Here is a 24219-nt window from a genome sequence, read left to right on the forward strand (position 1 = left end):
GCCGCCGAGTCTCATCCTGATTGACGCTGAATCTCACCTTGATTGCCGCCGCGCAACCATCAGATCTATTCTCTTTATGGGATACGAACCGGTGTTGGCTCGTTCGTCTTTTGTGCAGGCACGTGATATGGCGATAGACGGCGAAGTATGACAGCCGGACATCATTCCAGAGTTCGGAAACACTGGACCGAAACTGGAGAGCATTTATGGGTTGGAAAACGCCAAAGTTTGAATACGTTAATGGGTATAAGATCGTCGAAGTCGATGGACCCGCCTTCAAAGTTTATGACGGTGACCGTCAGTTAGGGGACGATTTTCCCTACTCCGGCGAGGCCGCTGCTTACGCAAATTCTTTGCCGAAGCGAGATCATCAGCGCAACTAGGCAGGAAGCCTGCAAAAATCAAAGGCAAACTTTGTCAATGAATGCGAAGCAAAATTTGACGAACTCCTGTCTCCACTCAGCGTTGGAAATGCTTGGTTGGTCTGGCTTTTTTGCGGATCAGGTAAAGCCGACCGAGGAAGACCTCGTACCCATGCGCGTCGCATCGGTGCACCGGGCACGCATTGAGGCGATGGGCGCCACGGGGTCAGTCAGGCTAGAGCTACCAGCCAATGCCAATACGGCTGACTTCGCGGTGGGCGATTGGGTGCTTGCCGATCCCAAGTCCGACATGTTTGTCAGCCGGCTTGACCGGAAAACCGTGTTTATGCGACGCCCGGAAGTCGGACGTGGCCAACAACTTGTTGCTGCCAACATCGACACACTGTTGATCGTGACGTCGTGCAACGCCGATTTCAATGTTGACCGGCTGGAACGTTACCTGATCATGGCCAACCAGGCGGGCAGCAAACCGGTCATCGTGTTGACCAAGGCTGACACCGCGGACGACGTTGGAGTATTTCAGGCCAAAGCCGAGGCTTTGCAGCGTGACCTACCTGTCGTTGCCCTGAATGGGCGCTCAGCCGATGCAAGCTCCCTGTTGAGTTCCTGGTGCGGCGTTGGCCAAACGATCGCCCTGGTCGGATCGTCCGGAGTAGGCAAATCGACGTTGGTGAACACGCTGACCGGACCTGCATCTGACTCAAAGCAGAAAACCGGGACTATTCGCGAACATGACGCGCAAGGCCGTCACACCACGACCGCGCGCTCGCTGCATGCCATTCCGGGCGGCGGCTGGGTCATAGACACGCCCGGAATAAGAACACTTTACGTCAGCGATATCACCGACGGGATCGACACGCTTTTTTCCGACATAACGGAACTGGCACCGCGTTGCCGATTTCGCGATTGTACCCATGCGCATGAGCCGGGCTGCGCGGTTCAGGCAGCTGTCAAAAGCGGCACTTTGGCCGCCGACCGTATTGAACGCTGGCGAAGTCTTGTTTCTGAAAACCGTGACAGAACACCTGTCATCAGCGGACCACGCGGCAACAAGATCGTTCGCAAAAAGAAATATTGAAGGTCTGACGCCTTGAAGAGATACGAACACAGAACCCGTTTGCAAAGCGGCGTGGCGAAAACACTGAGCAACATCTCGCCGCGCTCGGCTATGCGCTGACGATATCGCTCCGGCCCTTTCAATGCCAGCTTCCCCCTCATCGACCGGGTTCTGAGCGCTTCCGCACGATCGGAGCGTACTCTCTCAATCTCCGTCATGTCGGTCGCGCCGCAACGGGGTGGCTGCCGGGCAGCTTGCATCAGATCTGCAATCGCGAACAAGATGTGTCGTGCGAACGCGCCCGGGTCCTGCCTGCTGACGGAATTTCGCAGACCCAGCTCGCGCCAGGCCGTCCAATGGTCCTGCGTGGTGCTGTAGAAGTCGCGGGCCAGAAGACGACGTCGATAGTGTCGGCAGTCCAACCGTGCGCCTTCGCAATGGCTGGAACAGTCGCGCCTGCAAAGACGGGTATTGAAGCTGTTCGTTCGCAACGGCGGCTGGTTGCAATTCTTGCCGTTGACATTGTTGGTTGTTCCTCATTGGAGCCGATAAGGCCCGAACCTTGGCAGCCGTAAAGGCGTGCCGGGGAGCGGAAAAAAGTGGGGGGGATCTTCGGGTAGTCGAGCCTTTTCGGAAGGGGTACACGGGCCGGGCCGTCCCGGGTGCTGCAGGAAGTCCTGCGAATACGGCACTTGCGACGCTTGACTCGAGTTTTTTCTCGAGGGCGTCGCCGAAACAGCGGATCAAGCATTTGAGACTGCCAACAGAAATTGGCGCGGGGGTGCAGCCTACGCCGCAACGAGAATACCGGCATCCGCATTGGCCGCGGGGACAATGTTGGTTCAGCCTCCTCGCGCGGTGGACGCGGCAATCGGAATCTTCCTATTGGCCATGATCCCGATGCGGCGCTGGCTTGCTGCAAATTTGCAGCGACTGAAGTTATCGCACCTCTCTTTAGCGGGCGCTATTGTCGGCGGGTGCAAGCCGCTTGCAAGTCCTGTGGCAAGCCGGTTAAATCGACCCGCGCCAGCAATCGCTCAAGCCCCTTCAGGCTCTCCTTGTCGCGCATGCTGAACAGGAAATGCGAATGTCGTCTTTTGGATCAACCCTCCTGAACGAGCTGTCGATCACGCCCAATCTCGCCATCGCCGCCTTCCTCGGTATGGTGATCGGGCTGGAGCGTCAGTGGCGACAGCGGTACACGGGTCTCACCACTCATGCGCTGGTTTCGCTGGGTGCTGCGGCCTTCACCTCGCTTGGCATGCTGATCGACGGCGGCACGGATGTGCGCATGGGCGGGCAGGTCGTGACCGGGATCGGCTTTCTCGGGGCCGGCCTGATCATGCGTGATGGGCTGAGCGTTCGGGGCTTGAGCGGAGCGGCGACGGTCTGGTCTACCGGTGCCGTCGGCGTGCTGGCCGGCTATGGCTATTTGCTTGCGGCGTCTGAGGCCTGCGCGTTCGTTCTCCTGATCAACCTCACCATGCCCCGCATCGGCGCGCTGATCGAGCGGCACGCGCCGGAGAAGGAAGCCGTCGAGCGTTATTACATGATCGAGCTGAAATGCCTGGCCCAGGAAGAGGCCGTCGTGCGCTCAGCCCTGCTGCAGGCGATGGAGGCGCGAAAGCTGCGTCTCCGGGGACTTGAAAGTCACTCTGCGAGCGAGGGTGGCATTGTCGCAGTCGAAGCCGTCGTCTACACCGCAAGGGAGCAGAACCAACTGGTCGAGCAGGTCGTCGGCGATCTCAGCCTGTCGCCACTCGTCCTGTCTGGCAAGTGGACATCGACGACCGCGCCCGAATAGCATTCGTGGGCCGTTTACTCGCCGGAATACAGCTTGCCGAGGATCTGCGTGACGACCAAACCCGCCGTTATCTGGTTGGTTTGCGATGGCAGCGACAACGATCCACGCGATTGGCTGCTCACCGTGCTGGTCTGGCGCTTCCGCAATAACCTCTTTCACGGTGATAAATGGGCATACCACCTCCAGGATCAGCTCCCTAATTTCACCCATGCCAACAGGGTCTTGCTGCGTCTCCTCGAACGACAAGGGCAATTAGCCCCAACGTATCATCAAATCTCCAGAAGATAACGTTCATGCGCGATCGAGAAGAACCGGAGCGAACCGATGTTTTCGGCGGGGCGGATGAAGATCTGGCCGGTCTAAAGGCCGCGGATGATGTCGTTGGTCGAACCGCTCATGATATGCAGCTCGATATCGGAATACTTGCGGCCGATGCGGGGCCAGGAGCGCCGGCAGCAGACCGATCGTTGCCGGATAGACGGTTCCGATCCTGATCTTGCGCCTCGGTTTGCTTCAACTGAGCGGATTTCGATTCTGCATCGAGACGCGTCATACGAAGGGCTTCTTAAAAACTTCGCAAACGAACAAAGGCGACCGCAACGACGCGCGTGGCATTGCGCACATGATGCGGGTCGGACTTTTCAAGAATGTGCACGTGAAGACGCTCACAAGCCAGAAGCGTCGTGCTCTGTTGACGGCTCGCGCGCTGCTGCAGGAAAAGGCGATCGCGCTCGAGAACGATATGCGTGGGCTCCTGCGCAACTTCGGGCTTAAGGTCGGCGTGGTATCGGCAGGGACGTTCGAGGAGAGAGTACGCGAGCTCGTTGCGGCGGACGCCGACCTACGGGAGATCATGGAGCCTTTACTCGCTGGACGGCGCAAGCTGCGCGCGGAATTCGCCAAACTGGACAAGAAGGTTGTTCAGGAGGCGCAGCCGGTTCCACAATTCGCGGTCGGCGGGAGCCGCTCTCGGACTCACGACCGTTCTCAACCAGTCCGGCGGAAGCAAAAGGATCGGCCATATCTCTCTATGCGGAGACGCGATGATGCGGTCACTTTTGTATGAGGCGGCGCAGACGATGCTGACGCGTTTAGTCAAATGGTGTTGGCTAAAAGCGTGGGCAATGAACATTGCCAGGCGGCATGGTAAGAAGAAAGCCAACGTTGCTTTGGCGCGCAGGCTTGCGGTGGTTATGCATCGGATGTGGGTAGACGGCTCAGAATTCCGGTGGACACGGGAATCGGCCGGCGCCTTGCCCGTGTAAGAAAGGCAGATCCAAAGAAGTCAGGAAAGCACATTCAGAGTTCCGCTGAGCGGCGGAAGACGTCCTTCGCGGACGATGGTGATGTGAGTTCGTGGGCGCCGCTATATCGATGAAATGTCATCAGGTTGCAGCATAGATTGGACCCATCATCTTGTGAACCCCATGGTGGGAGGGCTGATTGCCGATCCCCGAGAGAAGCACGGGCCGCGAAGGAATGTCGAACGCCGCGCCAGGTGGAACGCTCGAAAAGCGCTTGACCTCGACCCGCCGATTAGAGATGCGCTGCCTGAAGGGGCGGCGGGAACCCCGGGGTCTACTAGTCCCGGCACGCCGCTCCGGCAGCAATACCAATGTGTCCTGCCCTCACCTTCCCGCCCTAACCAACAACCGCGCAACATCGATGATGTTATCGCGCACAGCGGTCGGGTCGTCCTTGCTCCAGGCGAGCCAAGCCCGATCCTGAAGTCGATCTGCGTCACGTTCCTGAGCTCGCAATTGCGGATGGGATGATCCAGCGTCCATTCCGGCGCAGGAGTTTCGGCCAGGAACGCGTGCCAGCTGCCAAGACTTGAGCCACCATTTCTCATCTGCAACAGAGGCGGAGGCGCTCCTTCACAAACTTCCCCGCCGAAAGAACACGAGAGTGGAAACGCTGGCTGCAAAGCCGAAACCGCACTCTCTGGAACGCGCCGCATTGATAAATGCCTTCATCCCAAGGTTGAGTTGAAGGCGCCGCCATCGAGCAGAAGATTCTGCCCGACAATAAAGCCGGAATGCCGGCTGCACAGGAACGCCGCCGCTGCGCCGAACTCCTCTTTGGTTCCGAACCGGCCGGCCGGAATGGCGCCGTGGGCTTCGGCGCGCGCTTGTTCGATGGAGATCCCCCTGGCCACAGAGGTCTTTTCCAGAAACCCCTTGATCCGGTCTGTCTCGTGCGAGCCCGGCAACAGATTGTTAATGATCACGCCGTAGCGCGCCACCTGCCGAGCGGTTCCGGCGACAAAACCGGTAAGACCGCTGCGCGCGGCATTCGACAGGCCGAGCTGGGCAATGGGAGATTTCACCGAGCCGGACGTGATGTTGACCACACGTCCCCATTTGCGCTCGATCATGCCGGGGAGGATCGCGTTCATCAGATAGATCGGCGTCAGCATGTTGGCATTGACCGCCTTCAGCCATTCTTCTTCGTGCCAGTCAGACCAGAGACCGGCAGGCGGGCCGCCGGCATTGTTGACCAGGATATCCGGCTGCGGTTCGGCGGCCAGAAGCTCCTTGCGCCCTTGCTCCGTCGTTACATCCGCCGCAACGATCTGCACCTTGACGCCGTAGGTCTCGGCGATCTCTTTCGCCGTCTCGCGCAGCACCGCTTCCGAGCGCGCATTCAACGTCAGATCGACGCCCGCTTCCGCCAGTTTTTCCGCAACGCCGCGGCCTAGCCCCTTCGAACTCGCGCAGACAATTGCCCGCTTGCCTCTAATTCCCAGATCCATCCTGTCCTCACCTGTCCTTCGTTCCGTCAAGCGGCGGCCTGCTACGCAAGCGCAGCGACATTGTCGCAAAGACGGTCAATTTCATCTATTGTGTTGAGATAGCTCACCGAAGCGCGCGCAACCTCGTTAAGGCCGCGAGCCGTCATGTCGAGCGGAGTGTAGGGTATCCCATTTGCCGCGATCGTAATCCGCTTTTCCGCAAGTTTGCTGCGAAGAGTCTGCGGCGCAATGCCTGCCACCGTAAACGACACTAGTCCCGATTTCTCCGTGCCGAGGTCGCGAACGGTGACGCCCGGAATGCTCGTCAGCTGATCACGCAATTGCCCGGAAAGATGCCTGATCCGCTGGCGGATCGCATCCACGCCGAGGCTGCGCGCCTGTTTCAACGCTGCGCCCAGCCCCAACAGCAAGGCAATCGACTTTTCACTTGTTTCGAAGCACAACGCATCCGTTCGCACCTTCGGTCCATCCTCGCCCCACGATGCGGAAAGCACATCGAGATAGGCTGGCTCCAGCTTTTCGAGGAATGCTTTGCGCAGGTAGAGGATGGCCGCGCCGCGCGGGCCGCGCAGGAATTTTCGGCCCGAACCTTTGAGCATGTCGCAGCCGATGGCGCTGACATCCACGGGCAGCTGGCCGAGCGCCTGCGCCGCGTCAATGAAGTAGGGAATGCCGGCAGCGCGCGTTACCTTGCCGATGGCGGCAGCATCGTTGATGAGCCCGCCATTGGCCGGAAGCCATGTCAAGGCAACAAGCCGAACGCGATCATCGATCATGGCTGCAAGGGCATCGGCATCCACGCTGCCGTCTTCATGGACAGGGATGGTCTCGATGCGCGCACCGACCCTTTTGGCGGCCGCCTGCATGGTCGACAGATTGCCACCCCACTCCTGACGGCCGACCAGAATGCGGTCACCCGCCATAAGCGGTGGCAAGGCGGCAAAGGCCAGCCCCCAAGCAGCGGAACCGCTGCTGGAGAAGGCCATTTCGGCGGGTGTTGCGCCGACGAGACCCGCGGCATCCACCCTTGCCTCATCGATCAGGCCCGCCGCATTGGCGGCGGCTTCCATGGGACCGTAGAGAGATTCACGCTGCAGATGCTCCGTCACCTCCGCAAGCACGGCATTGGAAGGCAGTGACGAGCCGGCATGGTTGAAATGGGTATTGACGGCACAGCCTGGCGTCTCCGAGCGCAGCTGGTCAATATCGAGGGTTTGCGTCACGGTCAGTCCTCCAGTTCGACCAGCGCGTCCACCTCCGCGGCAACACCGCGTGGCAGCGAGCTGACGCCGACGGCGGCGCGGCTATGGCGTCCGGCATCGCCGAACACGGCAACCATCAGGTCCGATGCGCCATTGGCCACCTGCGAATGCTGGGTAAAATCAGGTGTCGCCGATACAAAGACACCGAGGCGGACGATACGGCGCACGCTTGCAATCGTCCCGTCGGTTGCTGCCGCAATCTGCGACAGCACGTTGATCGCCGCGATCTCGGCTGCTCTGCGGCCCTCTTCGGGGGAAACGGACGCACCGACAACACCCAGGACGGCGTTGCCGTCATCGATACGGCTGATCTGCCCCGATATGCTCAACAGATTGCCCGCGCGGACAACGGATACATAGTTGGCAACGGGCGCCGACGCGACCGGCAGGTCGTGACCAAGAGTTGCAAGCTTCTCTGCTATAGTGGCTGACATCATCATCTCCGGCTGAATGTGCTGGCATCATCGGCCGCGCCGCTCCGCAAATCCAATTCAAAACAGCGGCATTACCGATCGATCTGGCTAATGTCTGCAAAGCCCGATACCCTGATTGCCAACCCGATGACACGTCCGCGAAAGCACGAGGCCCGATGCGCTCCTCCACAACCTTGCCGCCGCTGCAGGCACTTCGAGCCTTTGAGGCAGTCGCGCGGCTGATGAGCTTCCGCCGGGCAGGCGACGAACTGCTGATCACTCAAAGCGCTGTCAGCCATCATATCCGTCAGCTGGAGGAGTTTCTCGGCCTGCCGCTGTTCGTCCGCAAAGCACGCGGCATCGTTCTGACCCCCGCGGGCGAGGAATATCATGCATGCACCATCGATGCATTCCGCCTCATCGCCGCCGCCACCACGAAATTGCGCAGCAGGAGCACGAGCGCTGTCGTTCGCATCAGCCTGCTGCCTTCCTTTGCCGCCAACTGGCTCGTGTCACGCTTGCACGGATTTCAATCGCTGCACCCCGACATCAACCTTGAACTCGATCCCACCCTGCGCACCGCAGACGTTGTCGCCGGGGAGACCGATATGGCCATCCGCTACGGCGCCGGAAAGTGGCCCGGGGTCAATGCACAGCTGCTCATGGCCGAACAACTCAGCCCCGTTGTCAGCCCGGCGCTCCTGCAATCGGACCGCACCATCGCAATGCCGCAGGATTTGCTCCACCACACCCTGCTGTTTGCGAAAAAGCCCGTCGACTGGCACGTCTGGGCGGATGCCGTGGGGCTTGATCTGTCCCGCGCCCGTTCCATCCAGCTGACGGACTACAACATCACCCTGCAGGCCGCGCTGGATGGACAAGGCATTGCCATCGGCCGCATGCTGCTCATCCGCGATCATGTGCGGACCGGGCGTCTGGTGCAGCCATTTGCGCAGACGATCACCTCCACCAGAACCGCCCATTGGCTGTTGACACCCAAAGGGTGCAGGATCGCTCCGGCGGCCCAAACGTTTATGGATTGGCTGATCGCCGAAACCAGAGCCGTGTCCGGCCACGAACATGGAGAAACCGACAAAGGCATATGAACTCTATTACTGGGACGGCATACAGGGGCGTGGGGAGTTCATTCTTCACTCGTTCGGCGCAGAAAGTCATAAGACAAGCGGTTTATGGTTTGACGGAAGCGTAGCCGACGTTGGCGAGATAGCTGTTGCATTCGTCCGGCTGGATTGTGCGAACGAGCACTCCGGCGTGACGCCAGGTGTCTTCAACAGTTCGCTTTGGGCATGCCACAGGAGCGCACCACCTCGGCCGATAGGAATTCCGACATGCACCGGGTGATCGAGGCCGAGCGGCTCATGCCGACGTCTCCCAGGGTTGATCACGGAGGCGCCTGTGTTTTCAAAATCCTTGACGGTGCGTGTGACAAGGATGAGATCGTGGACGATCGCGGTCGCGGCGATCAACCCGTTGATATCGCCGCGGGGGCGGATTGCCGCGATGCGGCCCCATTCGACCGCGATTTGGTCGGTTATCGGCAAAATGCGGTCGCCATGGTCGTGGCGCAGCTTGCGCAGCCATTCGGTGAGGTGCGCGGCGGTCTTCGGATCCGACCTCTGTTTCAGGGCAATGCCGCGCATGATTTCGCCGAGGGTGAGCGCACTCAGGTGGATGCCGAGCGGATCGATAGAGCGCAGCCAGGACACCGCCTGCGGCGTGCCGCCTCGCGCCTCTGAGACGGGGTTAGTGTCAATCAGATACATCAGAAGGCCACATCGCGGCTTGGCGTCTTGACGCGTACATTCACCGCAACAGCGAGTTGATCGTCCCAAGCGGGACCGCCAAGCAGATCGTCGACCAGCGTTGGCCGGCCGGCGCGCAGAGCGTCGTAGTCATGAGCGGACAGCACGACGGCCGCGCGCTCACCGCGCAGCATGGGATCGTTCAGCTACTCAGACTGCCGGAAATTGCGAATGCGGTCGAACAGGACCGCGAGGATGGTGGCGCCGCCGATGAACGTTCCTTGCCAGAATGCGTTGATGCCGAGCAGCCCGAGGCTATTGCGGATAACCTCGATGAGCGCTGCGCCAACCAGTGCGCCAAGAGCCGTGCCTGTGCCGCCGGCCAGGTTGGCACCGCCGATCACCGTCGCCGCGATGACCTGCAGTTCCATCCCGGCGCCAATATTGGTTGTCACCGCTCCGAGCCAACCGGTCTGGACGATGCCCGCAACGCCGGCCGAAAGGGCCGAAATCATATAGACACCAACTTTGATCGGGCGCACCGGAATACCGGTGGCAGTTGCCGCCTGTTCGTTGCCGCCGATAGCGTAGATATAGCGGCCCAGTCGTGTCCACCGCAGGACGAATCCCGTCAGCAACGTCAAAGCGATCATGTAGATCACCGGGTTCGCGATGCCGAACAGCCATGCCCCACCGCCAAGCGCAAGCAGCTTGTCGTGGTCCGGGCCAAACTGAAAAACCACCGTGTTGTTGGACGCGACCATCGCCAGACTTCGCGCAATCGAAAGCATGCCGAGAGTGACGACGAAAGGGGGAAACCCGACGTATGCGATGAGCAAGCCGTTGAATGCGCCGATAAGAAGCGCCGTTGCCACGGAGGCCGCAATGCCAACCTCGATACTGTAACCGGAATGCATGACCACCGCGAGGACCATGCTGCATAGGCACAACACCGACCCGACCGATAGGTCGATGCCCCCGGTGATGATAACCAGCGTCATTCCGAGGGCAATGATCGCCACGAAAGTGGCGTTGCGGGTGATGTTGTAAAGGTTCTTCGAGGTAGCGAACGAATCCGTCGCGAAGGACAGGAAGATGCACGCCAGTATGACGGCGAGCAACACCCAGAAGGTCTGGTTGGCGAGGACGGCAGCACCCAGCGTGCGCCGTTTCTGAGCCATCGTCTGGTCGAGCGTCGTTGCCATCGTTTAAGCATTCCCTCGATGCAGCTCTGCGGCGCTCATCCTCTTTCGATGGCGCCGGTAATCAATCCTGTCACTTCCTCAGGCGATGTCTGCGAGATCGGCTTGTCGGCAACCTTTCGGCCGCGCCGCATGACCACGACACGATCGGCAACGTCAAAAACGTCCGGCATGCGATGGCTGATGAGCACGACCGCAATGCCGCGGTCGCGCAGCCCTCGGATCAGATGCAACACTTCGGCGACCTGGCGCACCGATATGGCGGCCGTCGGCTCGTCCATGAGGACGATCTTTGCCTCGGAAATCATCGTTCTCGCGATCGCGACCGCCTGCCTTTGCCCGCCGGACATCTGCCGCACGAGATCACGGGGCCGCGTTTCGGATCGAAGTTCCCTGAAGATTTCTCCGGCGCGCCTGTACATCGCCTTATAGTCTAACACACGCAAAGGGCCGAAACCGCGCCTGAGCTCGCGCCCAAGGAAAACGTTGGCCGCCGCCGATAGATTGTTGCAAAGCGCCAGGTCCTGGTGAACGATTTCAATGCCGTGCTGCCTCGCCTCTATCGGCCGATGCAGCACGATTTCGCTGCCGTTGAGCCGTATCGTTCCCTGGCTCGGACGGTAATTCCCGGCAATCATTTTGACCAGCGTCGACTTGCCGGCGCCGTTATCTCCCATGAGGCCGAGCACCTGCCCCGCCTCCAGCGAAAGCGAAACGTCGCTAACCGCTTGGATGGCACCGAAGTGCTTGGAAATGTTGGTGATCTCAAGTGTCGCCACCAGCCTTCTTGCCTCCCGAAGCGCGCCGGAGCGCCAAGCGGCGCGATCGTTCCACAGTCTTCACCCAGCGGTCGACAGCTTATTTACGCAAATCCTTATGAAGGCGTCAATGACGTCCTCTGCGTAGAAACTGTTTTGTATGACAAATACACGTTGCCCTGTATATTAGGCATCGGTTGGAGACGAGCATGCTTATCCTTGTCACCGGTGCAACGGGCAAGGTCGGGCGGAACCTCATCGCGAGGCTGCTTGACCATCCCCGTTTTTCGAGGGCGCGAATCCGTGCGCTCTGCCACAATCGGCGGCTTGATCCGTCCGAGCGAATGGACGTGGTCTACGGAACGATTGCCGACCGCGGTGTCGCCGAAGCGGCAATGAACGGGGTCACCCATGTCGTGCACCTCGCCACCTGCAAGGAAACGCCGGACGATGTCATGGACATCTCGATCAAGGGAATGTTCTGGCTACTCGAGGCCTTCCGGGGCAGCCAGCCCGCGCGCCAATTCATCCTCGTGGGCGGCGACGCGGCGGTCGGCCATTTCTTCCATCGTCACGATGGCCCGGTAACGGAGAAGACGCCGCACCGCGCCTATCCCGGCTGCTACGCGCTATCGAAGGTCCTCGAAGAAGTGATGCTCGAGCAATACTCGATTCAATATGGAACGAACGGTTGCTGCCTGCGTGCGCCGTGGATCATGGAGAAGGACGACTTCAAACTGACCTTGTCGTTCGGCGACGATGTGTTCGGGGGACCCGACTGGAAGACCTTTTTTTCACCCGAAGAAGCGCGGCGATACGCCGACACAGGGACAGTGCCGCTCCTGCGCGATGCAGACGGCCGGCCGCTCAAACGCAATTTCGTGCATGTCAGCGACCTGGTGAACGCAATCCTTTCGGCGATCGACAATCCACGCGCGGCGCGGCAATTGTTCAACGTCTCTATGGATCTTCCGGTCGATTACGGTGAGGTCGCAGGCTACCTCGCGCGCACGCGCGGCCTCGCTTCGGTCGACGTCCCCAGCGCCTTCCACTCGAACTGGATGGACAACAGCAAGGCGAAATACCTTCTGGATTGGCGCCCTGACTACGATCTCGAAAAGCTTATCGACTCGGCCTGGCAATACGAGCGTCAGCCAAACGATCCTCGTATCGTCTGGTATCCGGGTTGATTTGTGCCGCGGACAGACGCTGTCCGCTTGTTCAATGGGAGGAAAGAATGAGAAAGACAGTATTGTTGGCCGCCGTTGCCGTCCTGGCGCTTTGTGCCGGCCAGGCATTGGCCAAGAAGCAGCTCGTCATCGTCGTGAAGGGGCTCGACAACCCCTTCTTCGAAGCGATCAACCAGGGTTGCCAGAAATGGAACAAGGAGAATCCGGACTCCGAGTATGAATGCTTCTACACCGGCCCTGCCTCGACATCCGACGAAGCTGGCGAAGCGCAGATCGTTCAGGACATGCTCGGCAAGGCCGACACGGCTGCAATCGCAATTTCGCCGTCGAACGCCAAACTGATCGCTCAGACCCTGAAGACCGCGAACCCGACGATCCCGGTCATGACGCTCGACGCCGACCTCGCCAAGGAGGATTCGGCTCTGCGCAAGACGTATCTGGGAACCGACAACTACCTGATGGGCGCGCGCATCGGCGAATACATCAAGAAGGCCAAGCCGAGTGGCGGCAAGATCTGCACGATCGAAGGCAATCCGGGAGCGGACAATATCTTGCGCCGGGCCCAGGGAATGCGCGACACGCTGACCGGTAAAGAGGGGCTAACGGAACTGAAGGGCGAAGGAGGCTGGACGGAAGTCGCCGGCTGCCCGGTTTTCACCAATGACGACGGGGCCAAAGGCGTCCAGGCGATGACGGACATTCTTGCAGCCAACCCGGACCTCGATGCCTTCGGCATCATGGGCGGCTGGCCGCTGTTCGGCGCACCGCAGCCCTACCGCGATCTCTTCAAGCCGTTAGCGGAAAAGATTGCCACGAACGAATTCGTCATCGGCGCCGCAGACACGATTGGTGATGAGGTGGCCATCGCCCGCGAAGGGCTGGTGACGGCACTTGTCGGACAGCGCCCGTTCGAAATGGGCTACAAGGCGCCATCTGTCATGCTGGACCTGATCGCCGGAAAGCCAGTGGAAGATCCGGTGTTCACCGGTCTTGATGAATGCACCAAGGATACGGTCGATACGTGCATCCAGAAGTGACAGGCCCGTCCGTGACACGGTCGTGCGTGTCCGGACAAAACCCTTCGCATCCGGCCGAGCCCGCGTCGCGCCTTTACGGCGCTGGCGCGGGCTGGATCAAGCTCGTCCCTGTTGACGCGAGCGACAGGGATCGACAGCATCGGAACGTGTCGATCGGCAGCCGCGAAACCAACCTTGCCGGCCCTTCGGGGCGAATTGGCGATGGCGATTGCCTGAGCCATCGACCTATGGTTTTTGAGCACATTGGCGCGAGCGAACGCGTATATTGCACATTGTGGGGAGCAGAATGACAAAGAGGATCATCTTCACCGGCGGCAGCGGAAAAGCCGGCCGCCATGTCGTTCAATACCTGGTCGAACGTGGGCACCAGGTGCTCAACCTCGACGCCCGGCCGCTTGACAATCCCAAGGTCAGGACGCTCATCACCGATATCACCGATAGCGGCCAAGTCTTCAACGCTCTGTCGAGCTACACCGGGCTGCACGAGTTCGACCCGTCCTTGAGACCGCAGCCGATCGACGCCGTCGTGCACTTTGCCGCCATTCCACGCATCATGATCGCTCCCGACAACGAACTTTTCCGCGTCAATGCGCTCGGCACCTATAACGTCATCGAAGCGGCTGTGAAGCTTGGCATTCGCAAAGTCGTCATCGCATCCAGCGAGACGACCTACGGCCTCGTCTTCGCCAACGAACCCCGCAACCCGACCTACTTCCCACTCGACGAAGAGTATGATGTCGACCCGATGGACAGCTATGCCCTGTCGAAAGTTGTCAACGAGCAGACCTCTCGCGCCTTCGCGGCGCGCAGCGGCATCGACATCTATGCCTTGCGCATCGGCAACGTCATCGAACCGCATGAGTACGAATTGTTTCCCGGATGGTTCGCCGACCCGGGCTTCCGCAAACGTATCGCCTGGAGCTACATCGATGCGCGCGACCTCGGTCAGATCACGCTTCGCGCCGTGGAAAAGGACGGGCTGGGGTTCCAGATTTTCAACGCAGCCAGCGACGACACCTCTTCCGATCTGCCGACCCGAGAGCTAATCGACCGGTTCTATCCGGGCACGCCGCTCAAGAGGGAACTCGGTGAATTCGAGACACTGCTCTCGAATCGGAAGGTCCGAGACGTGCTGGGCTTTCGCAGCGAGCATGGCTGGAGAAAATACGTCTCCGCTGACTGAAGTACGGGCAAACACTTTGGTGCATGGATCCGGACCTGAGCGGGGTGGGTATCTTTGAGGGGCATGATAGACCGTGGCCGACTTGCGGCGGACGGATTTCGGGCGTGCGCCGGCAAGCGTCCGGTTGAGCACGGCGCAGCCGATGGCGCACCGATTCCAACAAGCCTTCTGACTGCCGTAGCGGCAAGCCAAACACCACGCCCAACGTCAAGGTTGTCTCGATCGCCAGGTCAAAATGACGGTGCTGCCGCCACGTGTCTTGCGTCTTGGCGATAGCCTGAAGTGTCTGGCCGGCCTGCCAGTCGTTCGGGGTGTAGCCGGCGTCGACAGCGACGCGCGATGCGCCGCCCTTCTCCAGCTGCTGGCCGGTGTGGCGATTCTGCTAGAGTGATCCCCTCAGAAAACCTTGCCTTCCTTCAGGTGTCGTCGCCTTCATGTCTCGGCGAAGCTGCTTAAATGTTTCGCAAAGCATCCTGTCTTCATTCTGGGCTACGGGCTCATCGCCACCATGATGCAAGGCGGTCCAGCGGAAAAGTCATGTGAGACGCGGGCTGGTTGACGCGTTTTGTGGAGCGTCTGAAAAAGCTTGGCACTGCGATCCAGACCGCCGTTCTCGCGTAGCGCTTATCCGTTGATCAAGTCCTCGAACGCGTCCGAATTGTCCCCACCCGCTGTCAAATCTCCGGCAGGCCAGCCTTTCGGAAGCCGTCGACAAAGTGGTCTCGTACAGATGCATCGCGCAGCGGCTGGGAGCTGAGCCAATGGCCGATCGTGAAATGAGGGTGGGCGATCAGGAACAATTCTGCTTCTCGCCGCGCCTCCTCACGGTGGCCCAACTGCGCAAGCGTAGCAGCCAGGAATTTGCGTGAGTTGGTGCGATACGTATCTTTCCTGCGGAGTGTAGCGGTTGCCGCCTCATAGTCCCGCGCGGCGTATTGCGCCTGCCCAAGATGACAAAGATACCAGCAGGCTGGATAGGGATTGAGCCGCAGAGCTTTTTCGATCTGCGCTAGTCCGTCGGCAACCCTGCCGTCCAGCACGGACATGTCCGACATGGCGGCCCAGGTGTCGGCGTGGTTGGGGTCCAGCTCCAGGGCCTTCGCGAAGGCGGCTTCCGATTCGTCCCATCGCCGCTCATAAGCCAGAATGGTCCCCAGAACGTAACGGCAGCCGGCATCGTTGGGATCCAGGTCGACCGCCTTCTGCGCGAACGTCGCCGCCATCCGACGGTTGGGATCTTCGGGTTCGCCGAAATGAGTCCACGCAAGCCAACGGTTATAGGCGAGCAGACCGACCGCCTCGGCATATGATGGCTCGAGCTTAACCGCGCGTTGGAGCAGCATATAGGCCTCACGCTCAGTTTGTGGTGACTCTTCCGTCAGGAGGCGGGCGCGCACACACAGATCGTACGCCTCAAAGTTCTTCGGCCGATTGCGCTGCGTCGGGATGGTCAGCCGGCCGACGAGGGCTTCAACAATCTTGGCGTTAACTTCATCCTGTAATTCGAAAACATCTTCCACGGTGCTGTCAAACCGGTCGGCCCACAAGTGCTGGCCGCCAAGCGCATCGATCAATTGGGCATTGATGCGGACACGGCCCATTGCGCGTCTGGCGCTCCCCTCGAGGACGTAGCGGACGCCGAGTTCCTGGGCGACCAGCCGTACGTCGACCGGCTTGCCCTTGTAGCCGTATACGGAATTGCGCGCGATGACGAACAGGCCAGCCGTGCGGGAAAGGTCGGTGATCAGGTCTTCGGTCAAGCCGTCGACGAAAGGCGCGTCCGCTTCATCCGCACTCATATTCGTGAACGGCAATACAGCGATCGAGGGACATTCGGGCAGCGGCAATATGCTCTGCAGCGCATCCGGCCAATGCCACACGTGGACCGGGCGCGTCAGGTTCTTTAGGTAGCGTTCGCCTGCATCAAAGAACCGGTCGCCGATCTTGCCGACGATCTCGCCGTGAACTTTGGCTGAAATGCAGATACCTCCCGGTGCGGCCTGCGTCTCGAGGCGCGCTGCGACATTGACGCCGTCGCCGAGGACGTCTGAACCGTCGTCAATGACATCTCCCAGATTGACGCCGACACGCAAAAGCAGGCGCCGGTCTCCGGAAGCCTCAACAGCAGTGGTGGCCCGTTGCATTTCCAACGCTGCTGCGACCGCGTCCACCGCGCTACCGAATTCGATTAAGAATCCGTCGCCCATGACCTTGAAGATACGACCGTTGTGGCGCATCACAGCCGGCTCGATAACGCCAGAACGGAGTTCCCTGAGGTTCGCCAGCGTCGCGACTTCATCAGCTTCCATCAGGCGTGAATATCCCACCACATCGGCAACGACGATGGCGGCAAGACGACGCTGAAGAGATTGATCCGTCATGTGAGGACAAGCCTAACGACCGATTTAGCAAGTTATTGTTCAACCGCGGGTGAGTCAACAAGTGGCAAGAAGTATGTCCAGGCGATCTCCACCTCCATCGAGCCGTCATCCTTCCTTGTGACCGACCGCGTCGAAGTGGGCTATACGGAAATGAGTATCCACGGAAAGCGGAGGGTTCTTGAACGTCTGGTGATGGGCGGCGATCGGGGACTTTCGGCGGAAGTGCCCGGTTCTGTTCGCGAAATTGCGTTCCGGGGGAGACCCGAACTGCAACTGCGCTAAGTCTGCATTTCTGGCCAACTCTCCAGATGCGGCCAGTCTTCCTCCGTGAAGAGTTTCGGGCGCCGGCGGGCGTACGAAAGTCCCCGAAGAAGGAACCCGCGGGCCACAGTCGAAGGCTATGGAGATCTCGCTCTACGGCTGATTGGTGCGGTGGCGCGAGCACAGCCAGAGAGTGGAGCGATCGATGCGGGCAGGTCGCTTCGTTGCGCATCCGCGCGGCTTTGGCGGCACGGCACCCGGCTCGTCGCAACCCTGTCGGCAGCGATGATCACCACGGACGCATGCGGGTCGGTTGCCGGAGGCGTGAGGCCTGCGGCTGAAGACTTGCCCATTCCATGCCGGGCCATGAAGCCGTCTCCCGGTTTGTCGCCGTCGCATCCGGTGGTCCGCGCGGCTGCCTCCAGCGTTCAAACACCTCGATGACGATCATTCGTCCGCCGCAGCAGGGGCATGGGGAGCGGAAGTCATCCGGTTCGCCCGGTGTGCCGTCATCGATCGGTGTGGCGACGTGCAGAAGTTCGCGCGCGAGCGCGAGGCTGGTCTTGCGGGCTGAGCCGGCGAGCAGGCCGTAGTGCCGGATACGATGGAAGCCACGCGGCAAGAGATGGAGCAGGAAACGGCGGATGAACTCATCGACCGCGAGCGTCATGATCTGCTGCCGGTCGCGGCCGTCGCGGCGGTAGTCCTTGTAGCGGAAGGTGACGCCAGTTTCGTCGAAGGTGATCAGGCGGTGGTTCGAGATTGCGACCCGGTGGGTGTAGCGGGACAGGTAGGCGAGCACTGCCTCCGGCCCCGCGAACGGTGCCTTGGCATAGACCACCCAGCGCTTCTTGCGGACCGGCAACAGATGCCGCAAGAATGCCCGCCGCTCGGCGAGATGAGCAAAGGTGCCGAAGAAGCCGAGCCGCCCGGCGTCGTGCAGAGCGACCAGGCGAGCGAGGAACAGCCGTCGGAACAGCTTGCCGAGTACGCGTACCGGAAGCAGGAAGGCCGGGCGCGATGATATCCATCGGCTTCCATCTGGCGTGATGCCGCCACCCGGAACGATCATGTGGACATGCGGATGGTGCGTCATCGCCGATCCCCAGGTGTAGAGCACGGCGGTGATGCCGATGCGCGCGCCGAGATGCTTGCGATCGGCCGCGATGGTCAGCATCGTCTCCGACGCCGCCTTGAACAGCAGGTCATAGACGAGCGCCTTGTTCTGGAACGCTATGTCGGAGACCTCGGCCGGCAGTGTAAACACTACGTGGAAGTAACCGACGGGAAGCAGATCGGCCTCTCTTTCGGCAAGCCATGTCCGTGCCGCTGCACCCTGGCACTTTGGGCAATGCCGATTGCGGCAGGAGTTGTAGGCGATCCGCCACTGACCGCAGTCCTCGCGGGCCTCGACGTGACCGCCGAGGGCAGCAGTGCGGCAGTTCTCGACCGCCGACATCACCTTCAGTTGCGGCAGGCTCAGATGTCCTGCATGCGCGCGCCGGTACGCCGCCCCGGCTGCACGGAAGATGTCGGCGACCTCGATCGAGGCACGCAAGGCTCAACTGTCGGGGAAGGCTTCCGGCTTGATCAGGCCGAGTTTGTCGAGCGGACTCGTAACTGTGCGGACCGTCCTGGTCGCCACCTTGGCGTAGAGGGCGGTGTTGTTGAGTTTTGCGTGCCCGAGCAGGACCTGGATGATCCTGATGTCCGTCCCATCCTCCAGCAGGTGGGTGGCGAAGCTGTGGCGCAGCGTATGGGGCCCGACCCGCTTGGCGATGTCGGCGGCCTGGGCCGCCTCCACCACGATCCGATAGAGCTGCCGCGTGCTGATCGGCTTCATTGCGTGTTGGCCGGGGAATAACCAGCCGTCGCGATGCATCACACCCTGCTGCCTCCCCACCTTCCACCACTGGCGCAGCAGGGTGAGCAGGTCCTCCGAAAGCATGGCATTGCGATAGCGCCCACCCTTGCCACGCTCGACGCGCAGCAGCATGCGCTCGCTGTCGACGTCGGTGACCTTCAGCATGGAGACCTCCGCGACACGAAGGCCAGCGCCATAGGCGACCGACAATGCTGCCTGGTGTTTCATGCAGGTGGTGGCATTGAGTAACCGGGCAACCTCGTCGCGGCTCAGCACCACAGGCAGGTTACGCGGATGCGCCAGCCGGACGAGCCTGCGTGCCAGGTCCGGGCGGTCAAGGGTCCGGGTGAAGAGGAAGCGTAACGCCGACACGATGCTGTTCATCGTCGGAACGGGAACGCCATCCTGCTGCTGTTCGATCTGGAACCGGCGCAGGTCGTCGGCGGTTGCCGTGTCTGGTGAACGCCCGAGGAAGGTTGCCAGGCGACCGATGTCGCGCAGATAGTTGCGCTGCGTTTCGCGTGAGAAACGTCGCATGTTCATGTCGTCGATCAACCGCTGGCGCAGCGGGCTGACAGGCGTGTTGAGATGGGGGTACTGCATGGTCAAGCTCCTTGTTGAAGAAGCTCGTCATGCTCTGCCCTTGCCGGACGACGTTCAATTCAGGCCCCAACTCCAGCCGGGACACTTTACCTCAACCGCAGACGCCCTCCCGCGCAGCGGGTTCGTTCGACGGCCCAATTGAGACGCTCGGGTCGCACTGACGAAGTATCCGTCCTGACGCTCCTCGGGCGTTCAGATCACTCAACGACGGGAAGCCGGTGGCACGGATGCCTCCTATCCCTCGCCTTGATGGGATATGAACCCGCGGCTCCTGCAGTTGTTGAATTTCATGGATACGATGTCGACGCATAGCGCCGGCTAGGCCGCGCACCCACTTAGAGCCCCCCAGACAGGGCAAGCATGCCAACGTCGCCGGCTTTGCACGTACCAGAGTGGACACTAGGCGTGGATTTCGTCACCAAATGGTGCTATTCGTAGGCACCAAAATCAGGAAACCAAACGATGCGCTCGACTATCAACCTCGACGACGCGCTCATGGAGAGGGCGAGATCCCTAACCGGCACGAAAGAAACCGCCGCCCTGGTCCGCCAAGCGTTGGAGACGCTTGTTCGGGTTGAGTCGGGAAGACGCCTCATCGCGCTCGGGGGAACTATGCCGGATGCGGAAGCAGCCCCACGCCGCCGGAGCGCAGCTGCCAAGTGATCCTTGCTGACACTTCCATCTGGATTGATCATTTCCGACATGCCGATGCGGAGTTGCGTAGAATTATTGAGGACGATCGTCTCCTCTGCCATCCAACAGTGATTGGTGAATTGGCACTTGGCGGCCTTCGGGACCGGGGTAGCGTGATAGCTTTCCTGGCAGCTCAACGCGAAGCGTTCGTCGCAACGCACGACGAAGTCATGATGATGATTGATCGCCACGCCATTTTCAGTATGGGCATTGGCTACACAGATGCCCACTTGCTGGCCTCGGTTCTCCTCGATCCGCGAGCGACCTTGTGGACCAGAGACAAGCGTCTGCGGGCAGCGGCTGAAAAGGCGGGGGCTTTACTGTATGACTCTGCCAATGCGCAGAACTAAATGCTCAATCAAAGTGATAGCCGTTGTTCATGCAGGTCTGAGGGTTGCGCTGCCAGAGCGCAGAATTCCACTCGATACATTGTACGCCCTTCGAAGCAGATAACGAGAATACTGTTGTAGACGTTAGCGTTCGAACAGCGCGGCCGGCCGATCTTGGCACCGCCTTGGAATTTCACCCCGTGCCAACGGATTTGGGGTCAGTAACCCCATCTCAATGTTTGAGCATGTGGCGTTGACCCCGAGGAGGCTGCATCAAAACGCCTGTCAGAAAAAGTAGTCGGGCGACTGGAGCAGTTGGACCTCGTCGAAGAGAGCTCCGTGCGTGGCGAGCCGCTTCTGCAACTGACCCTCGCTGAGCAAGCGATAAAGGCGCGCCTGTTGCAATAGTTTTCCGCTCACGATTGCTGCCTTCGTGATCATTTCTGGAGCAACGAGGGGCAGAAGGGAGCGCAGACAGTAATCTCCTTCGTGCCGACCGCCAGCATTCATGCGCAACATTTGCGGGTCTCGCATCGGCCTTTGATAGTTTCGAGCCCGGCCATCATGTCGATCGCCGCAGTCGACGTGAATGCGATTCACGCGCAGGACTTGTTCGAAGTTCGGCCCGCAGCCGGGGCTACGGGCCGCTTTGCGGGGATTTACTCCTCGATGTCGACCTTCTCGAAGCGGTGCGAGCCCAAGGGCTCCATCACGTAGTTCTTCACCTTCTTCGACATCGGCAGCACAACGGTGGAGTGGGCAATCGGGACCCAGGGCGCCTGGTCGCTGATGATGGCCTGCGCCTCTTCGTAGAGCTTCGTGCGCTCGCCCTGCTCCGAGCTGGTACGCGCCTTCTGCAAGATCTCTTCGAGCGGCTTGGAGCACCAGTTGGCATTGTTGCTGCCGCCAACGCCGGAGCAGCTGAAGAAGTAACTGAGCAGATTGTCAGGATCGCCGTTGTCGCTGGTGCCGCCCAAGATGATGGCGCCATCGCGCGCTTCGTCGCGCGCTTTCTTCAGATACTCGCCCCACTCGTAGGAAACGATCTCGACGCCGATGCCAACCTTGGCAAGATCCGCCTGCATCAGTTCCGCCGCGCGGCGCGCGTTCGGCATATAGGGCCGGCTGACGGGCATGGCCCAGATCTTCATCTTCAGATCCTTGACGCCGGCGTCGTCGAGCAGCTTCTTTGCCGCCTCCGGATCGTAGCCGTAGCCATCGATGGTGCCGTTATAACCCCACATCGTCGGCGGCAGGACGCTTTTGGCGATCTGTCCCATGCCTTGGTAAACGGAATCAACGATCGCCTTGCGGTCGATCGCCATGTTGATGGCGCGGCGTACCTCCAGCTTGTCGAACGGCGCGACAAGGGTGTTCATCGCGAGATAGGAGACGTTGAGACCCGGCTGCTCCAACACGGTCAGGTCCGCATTTTCCTTCAGCCCAGCGATATCGGCCGGCGCCGGGTACGGCGCGACATGGCATTCGCCCGCCTGGAGCTTCTGCATGCGCGTCGTCGGATCGGTGGTGATCGCGAAGATGAGGTTGTCGATCTTCGGCGAACCCGCCCAATAATCCGCATTGGCCGCAAAGCGAATGGCCGCGTCCTGCTGGTAATCGACAAAGCGGAATGGTCCGGTTCCGACCGGCTTGCGGTCGAGGTCTTCGCGCCGTCCCTCCGCCGCCAGCTTGTCGGCATATTCCTTCGACATGATCGAGCCGAAGTTCAGGGCAAGCTTTGCCGGAAGCGAGGCATCCGGCTGTTTCAGCACGAACTTGACGGTCTTTTCGTCGACCTTGACGATGTCCTTGATGACCGACGGCATGTCCATCGCGTTGAACATTTCCCAGTTCGCACCGGGGAAATAGCTGTTCCAGGGATCGGTCTTGTCCAGCTGGCGATGGTAGGTGAAGAGCACGTCGTCGGCGTTGAAATCACGCGTCGGTGTGAAAGCATCCGTCTGCTGGAACTTCACGCCCTCGCGCAGTTTCAGCGTGTATTCGAGATTGTCGTCAGAAATGGTCCAGCTTTCGGCGAGACCCGGAATAACGTTGGTCGTGCCGCTTTCGAATTCGGTCAGGCGGTCATAGATCGTTTCGGCCGAAGCGTCCCAGGTGCTGTTGGCAGAGTAGAGCGCTGCATCGAACCCTTCTGGCGCGCCCTCCGAGCAGTAAACGAGCGTCTTGGCCATGGCCGGTGTCAGGGCGAGGCCCGAAAGCATCGTTGCTGCAAACAGCGAAAAAACGGTCTTGCGCGTCCGTGCGAATTTCAGTGTCATGGGCTTGTTCTCCCTCAGGAATGGAATGCGTAATCTTCGGCAAATGTCTTGCCAGCAGGTCATTCGGCTTTGCCGGCCGTGGTTCCGAGGCCGCGACCGGGCGTCCAGACCGGGTCTGGCGCGGTCCAGAGCACGTCGTTGCGGATCAGTTTCACCAGTTCGCCCGCCTGCAGGTCGAGGAAGCGCTCTCCCTTTTCGGCCGTTGCGCTGCGCGGATCGCCCCAGGTGCCGGTAACGGGCGCGCGCTCGGAGAACGAATAGAAGCGCGACACGTCCGCCGGCACATCGACGGGATGCTGCTGGTTGCCATAGGCCTGGCCGAACATCTCGGTCTTCACCGCGTCGGCAACGATCGCCAGCATGACCGATGCCTCACCTTCGCAGGCATGATGCGCGCCGGTGTCGACCTCGAAGATCTTCCCCGTCTCCTCCGGCGCCAGCATCCAAGGCGTCGTGGCGACGATCGGCATGGCGAACTCGACCGCCAGCTCACGCACGGCAACCGCGAGCGGATCCATGTTGCCGCCATGGCCGTTGACGATGAACAGCCGCGAAAAGCCTGATGTCTTCAGCGAGCGCACGATGCAGCGGATGAGGCGGCTAAGCGTATCGTAGTCGAGCGTGATGGTTCCGCCGAAAGGCAAGTGGTGTTCGCTCATGCCGAGCCAGAGGCCAGGCAGAACGGCGACCGGGATATCATCAGCAACCAGACGGGCAGCGCGAATGGCCACAGCCGATGCGCTGGCGGTGTCAGTGATAACCGGCAGGTGCGGCCCGTGCTGTTCCAGCGAGCCGATCGGCAGAATGGCGAGCGCCCCCGGCTTGCCGGCGATTTCGCGCAGGCTGGGTGCGGTCATGCGCGCCCATTCAACTTCCTTCGTCATGTCAGGCCCTTTCATCAGATCACCTTGAGTCCAGGTCGCAGGCGCCCGGACCGCCACACGCGCGACTGCGTCTGGCAACATTGCGAAACATGCGCAAACGGCAGCCGGCAGAGGGCGC

Annotated in this window: 21 protein-coding genes and 6 pseudogenes; 11 read left to right on the forward strand and 16 right to left on the reverse strand. The window is 60.6% G+C overall.

Annotation, left to right across the window (positions count from 1 at the left end; all coding sequences use genetic code 11):
• Positions 1-206: 206 nt before the first annotated feature.
• The 4 genes from BLJAPNOD_RS35765 (at position 207) to BLJAPNOD_RS33900 (ending at position 3532) form a co-directional block, all read left to right on the forward strand.
• Entirely contained in the window at positions 207-383 is a 177-nt protein-coding gene (locus tag BLJAPNOD_RS35765; RefSeq protein WP_171986842.1) for a hypothetical protein, read from the forward strand.
• A gap of 37 nt (positions 384-420) precedes the next feature.
• Positions 421-1461: a ribosome small subunit-dependent GTPase A gene (gene rsgA / locus BLJAPNOD_RS33885; protein ID WP_077502284.1), complete on the forward strand. Its 1041-nt coding sequence runs from the start codon at positions 421-423 to the stop codon at positions 1459-1461.
• A gap of 1066 nt (positions 1462-2527) precedes the next feature.
• A complete protein-coding gene (locus tag BLJAPNOD_RS33895) occupies positions 2528-3244 on the forward strand; it encodes an MgtC/SapB family protein (protein ID WP_115423037.1) in 717 nt (238 codons plus the stop codon).
• A gap of 48 nt (positions 3245-3292) precedes the next feature.
• On the forward strand, positions 3293-3532 hold the full coding sequence (locus BLJAPNOD_RS33900; protein ID WP_147294635.1) for a hypothetical protein: 240 nt from the start codon (positions 3293-3295) through the stop codon (positions 3530-3532).
• On the opposite strand, the pseudogene BLJAPNOD_RS35770 reads toward BLJAPNOD_RS33900, so the two are convergent.
• Positions 3517-3745 (reverse strand): annotated as a pseudogene (locus BLJAPNOD_RS35770) (LysR substrate-binding domain-containing protein); the annotation flags it as partial. The gene BLJAPNOD_RS33900 and the pseudogene BLJAPNOD_RS35770 sit on opposite strands and share 16 nt — an antisense overlap.
• A 34-nt stretch (positions 3746-3779) precedes the next feature.
• On the opposite strand from BLJAPNOD_RS35770, the pseudogene BLJAPNOD_RS33910 reads away from it, so the two are divergent.
• Positions 3780-4509 (forward strand): annotated as a pseudogene (locus BLJAPNOD_RS33910) (transposase); the annotation flags it as partial.
• A gap of 707 nt (positions 4510-5216) precedes the next feature.
• Here BLJAPNOD_RS33910 and BLJAPNOD_RS33920 read toward each other — a convergent pair.
• From BLJAPNOD_RS33920 to BLJAPNOD_RS33930, 3 genes are read right to left on the reverse strand one after another with little or no spacing between them, the layout of a single operon-like run.
• Positions 5217-5999, reverse strand: coding sequence for an SDR family oxidoreductase (locus BLJAPNOD_RS33920; protein WP_115423039.1), 783 nt, complete (start codon positions 5997-5999; stop codon positions 5217-5219).
• A gap of 41 nt (positions 6000-6040) precedes the next feature.
• Positions 6041-7222, reverse strand: a complete 1182-nt coding sequence (locus BLJAPNOD_RS33925) for an aminotransferase class V-fold PLP-dependent enzyme (RefSeq protein WP_115423040.1) — start codon at positions 7220-7222, stop codon at positions 6041-6043.
• Between the two features lie 2 nt (positions 7223-7224).
• Entirely contained in the window at positions 7225-7695 is a 471-nt protein-coding gene (locus BLJAPNOD_RS33930) for a RidA family protein (RefSeq protein WP_115423041.1), read from the reverse strand.
• 155 nt (positions 7696-7850) lie between these two features.
• On the opposite strand from BLJAPNOD_RS33930, the gene gcvA reads away from it, so the two are divergent.
• Positions 7851-8780: a transcriptional regulator GcvA gene (gene gcvA, locus BLJAPNOD_RS33935; protein ID WP_115423042.1), complete on the forward strand. Its 930-nt coding sequence runs from the start codon at positions 7851-7853 to the stop codon at positions 8778-8780.
• Between the two features lie 82 nt (positions 8781-8862).
• Here the strand turns inward: gcvA and BLJAPNOD_RS36315 are convergent.
• The 5 genes and pseudogenes from BLJAPNOD_RS36315 to BLJAPNOD_RS33955 form a co-directional block, all read right to left on the reverse strand.
• A pseudogene (locus BLJAPNOD_RS36315) lies at positions 8863-8976 on the reverse strand (IS630 family transposase); the annotation flags it as partial.
• A 92-nt stretch (positions 8977-9068) separates the two neighbouring features.
• Positions 9069-9458, reverse strand: a pseudogene (locus BLJAPNOD_RS33940) (type II toxin-antitoxin system VapC family toxin); the annotation flags it as partial.
• Complete coding sequence (locus BLJAPNOD_RS33945; RefSeq protein WP_115423043.1) at positions 9458-9631, reverse strand: prevent-host-death protein; 174 nt, start codon at positions 9629-9631, stop codon at positions 9458-9460. The gene BLJAPNOD_RS33945 and the pseudogene BLJAPNOD_RS33940, both read right to left, overlap by 1 nt.
• Positions 9632-9643: 12 nt before the next feature.
• Entirely contained in the window at positions 9644-10642 is a 999-nt protein-coding gene (locus tag BLJAPNOD_RS33950) for an ABC transporter permease (protein ID WP_115423044.1), read from the reverse strand.
• A gap of 35 nt (positions 10643-10677) precedes the next feature.
• Positions 10678-11475, reverse strand: a complete 798-nt coding sequence (locus BLJAPNOD_RS33955; RefSeq protein ID WP_077498793.1) for an ATP-binding cassette domain-containing protein — start codon at positions 11473-11475, stop codon at positions 10678-10680.
• 131 nt (positions 11476-11606) lie between these two features.
• Here BLJAPNOD_RS33955 and BLJAPNOD_RS33960 point away from each other — a divergent pair, with 131 nt between their 5' ends.
• From BLJAPNOD_RS33960 to BLJAPNOD_RS33970, 3 genes are all read left to right on the forward strand, one after another.
• Positions 11607-12587, forward strand: a complete 981-nt coding sequence (locus tag BLJAPNOD_RS33960; protein ID WP_115423045.1) for an NAD(P)-dependent oxidoreductase — start codon at positions 11607-11609, stop codon at positions 12585-12587.
• Positions 12588-12634: 47 nt separating this feature from the next.
• Entirely contained in the window at positions 12635-13624 is a 990-nt protein-coding gene (locus BLJAPNOD_RS33965) for a sugar-binding protein (protein WP_077498797.1), read from the forward strand.
• Between the two features lie 286 nt (positions 13625-13910).
• Positions 13911-14807, forward strand: a complete 897-nt coding sequence (locus BLJAPNOD_RS33970) for an NAD(P)-dependent oxidoreductase (protein ID WP_115423046.1) — start codon at positions 13911-13913, stop codon at positions 14805-14807.
• A 148-nt stretch (positions 14808-14955) separates the two neighbouring features.
• Here the strand turns inward: BLJAPNOD_RS33970 and BLJAPNOD_RS33975 are convergent.
• The 4 genes and pseudogenes from BLJAPNOD_RS33975 to BLJAPNOD_RS34010 form a co-directional block, all read right to left on the reverse strand.
• A pseudogene (locus BLJAPNOD_RS33975) lies at positions 14956-15083 on the reverse strand (transposase); the annotation flags it as partial.
• A gap of 398 nt (positions 15084-15481) precedes the next feature.
• Positions 15482-17188 carry an adenylate/guanylate cyclase domain-containing protein gene (locus tag BLJAPNOD_RS33990; protein WP_115423047.1) on the reverse strand — a complete coding sequence of 569 codons (1707 nt, stop codon included), beginning with the start codon at positions 17186-17188 and terminating at the stop codon, positions 15482-15484.
• Between the two features lie 685 nt (positions 17189-17873).
• Positions 17874-19007: pseudogene (locus tag BLJAPNOD_RS34005) on the reverse strand (IS91 family transposase); the annotation flags it as partial.
• Positions 19008-19010: 3 nt separating this feature from the next.
• A complete protein-coding gene (locus BLJAPNOD_RS34010; protein ID WP_115423049.1) occupies positions 19011-19916 on the reverse strand; it encodes a tyrosine-type recombinase/integrase in 906 nt (301 codons plus the stop codon).
• Between the two features lie 462 nt (positions 19917-20378).
• Between BLJAPNOD_RS34010 and BLJAPNOD_RS34015 the strand changes: the two genes are divergently transcribed.
• Both BLJAPNOD_RS34015 and BLJAPNOD_RS34020 read left to right on the forward strand, forming a co-directional pair.
• On the forward strand, positions 20379-20579 hold the full coding sequence (locus tag BLJAPNOD_RS34015) for a type II toxin-antitoxin system VapB family antitoxin (RefSeq protein WP_115423050.1): 201 nt from the start codon (positions 20379-20381) through the stop codon (positions 20577-20579).
• Positions 20576-20959: a type II toxin-antitoxin system VapC family toxin gene (locus BLJAPNOD_RS34020; protein ID WP_115423051.1), complete on the forward strand. Its 384-nt coding sequence runs from the start codon at positions 20576-20578 to the stop codon at positions 20957-20959. The genes BLJAPNOD_RS34015 and BLJAPNOD_RS34020 overlap by 4 nt, the downstream gene beginning before the upstream one ends.
• A 264-nt stretch (positions 20960-21223) precedes the next feature.
• Here BLJAPNOD_RS34020 and BLJAPNOD_RS35295 read toward each other — a convergent pair whose 3' ends face one another.
• The 3 genes from BLJAPNOD_RS35295 to BLJAPNOD_RS34030 form a co-directional block, all read right to left on the reverse strand.
• Complete coding sequence (locus BLJAPNOD_RS35295; protein ID WP_147294636.1) at positions 21224-21457, reverse strand: hypothetical protein; 234 nt, start codon at positions 21455-21457, stop codon at positions 21224-21226.
• Positions 21458-21597: 140 nt separating this feature from the next.
• Positions 21598-23160: an ABC transporter substrate-binding protein gene (locus BLJAPNOD_RS34025; protein ID WP_244611216.1), complete on the reverse strand. Its 1563-nt coding sequence runs from the start codon at positions 23158-23160 to the stop codon at positions 21598-21600.
• 116 nt (positions 23161-23276) lie between these two features.
• Complete coding sequence (locus BLJAPNOD_RS34030; protein ID WP_115423053.1) at positions 23277-24101, reverse strand: creatininase family protein; 825 nt, start codon at positions 24099-24101, stop codon at positions 23277-23279.
• Positions 24102-24219: the final 118 nt, after the last annotated feature.

This window comes from Ensifer sp. M14, assembly GCF_003355565.1.
Taxonomy (GTDB): Bacteria; Pseudomonadota; Alphaproteobacteria; order Rhizobiales; family Rhizobiaceae; genus Ensifer.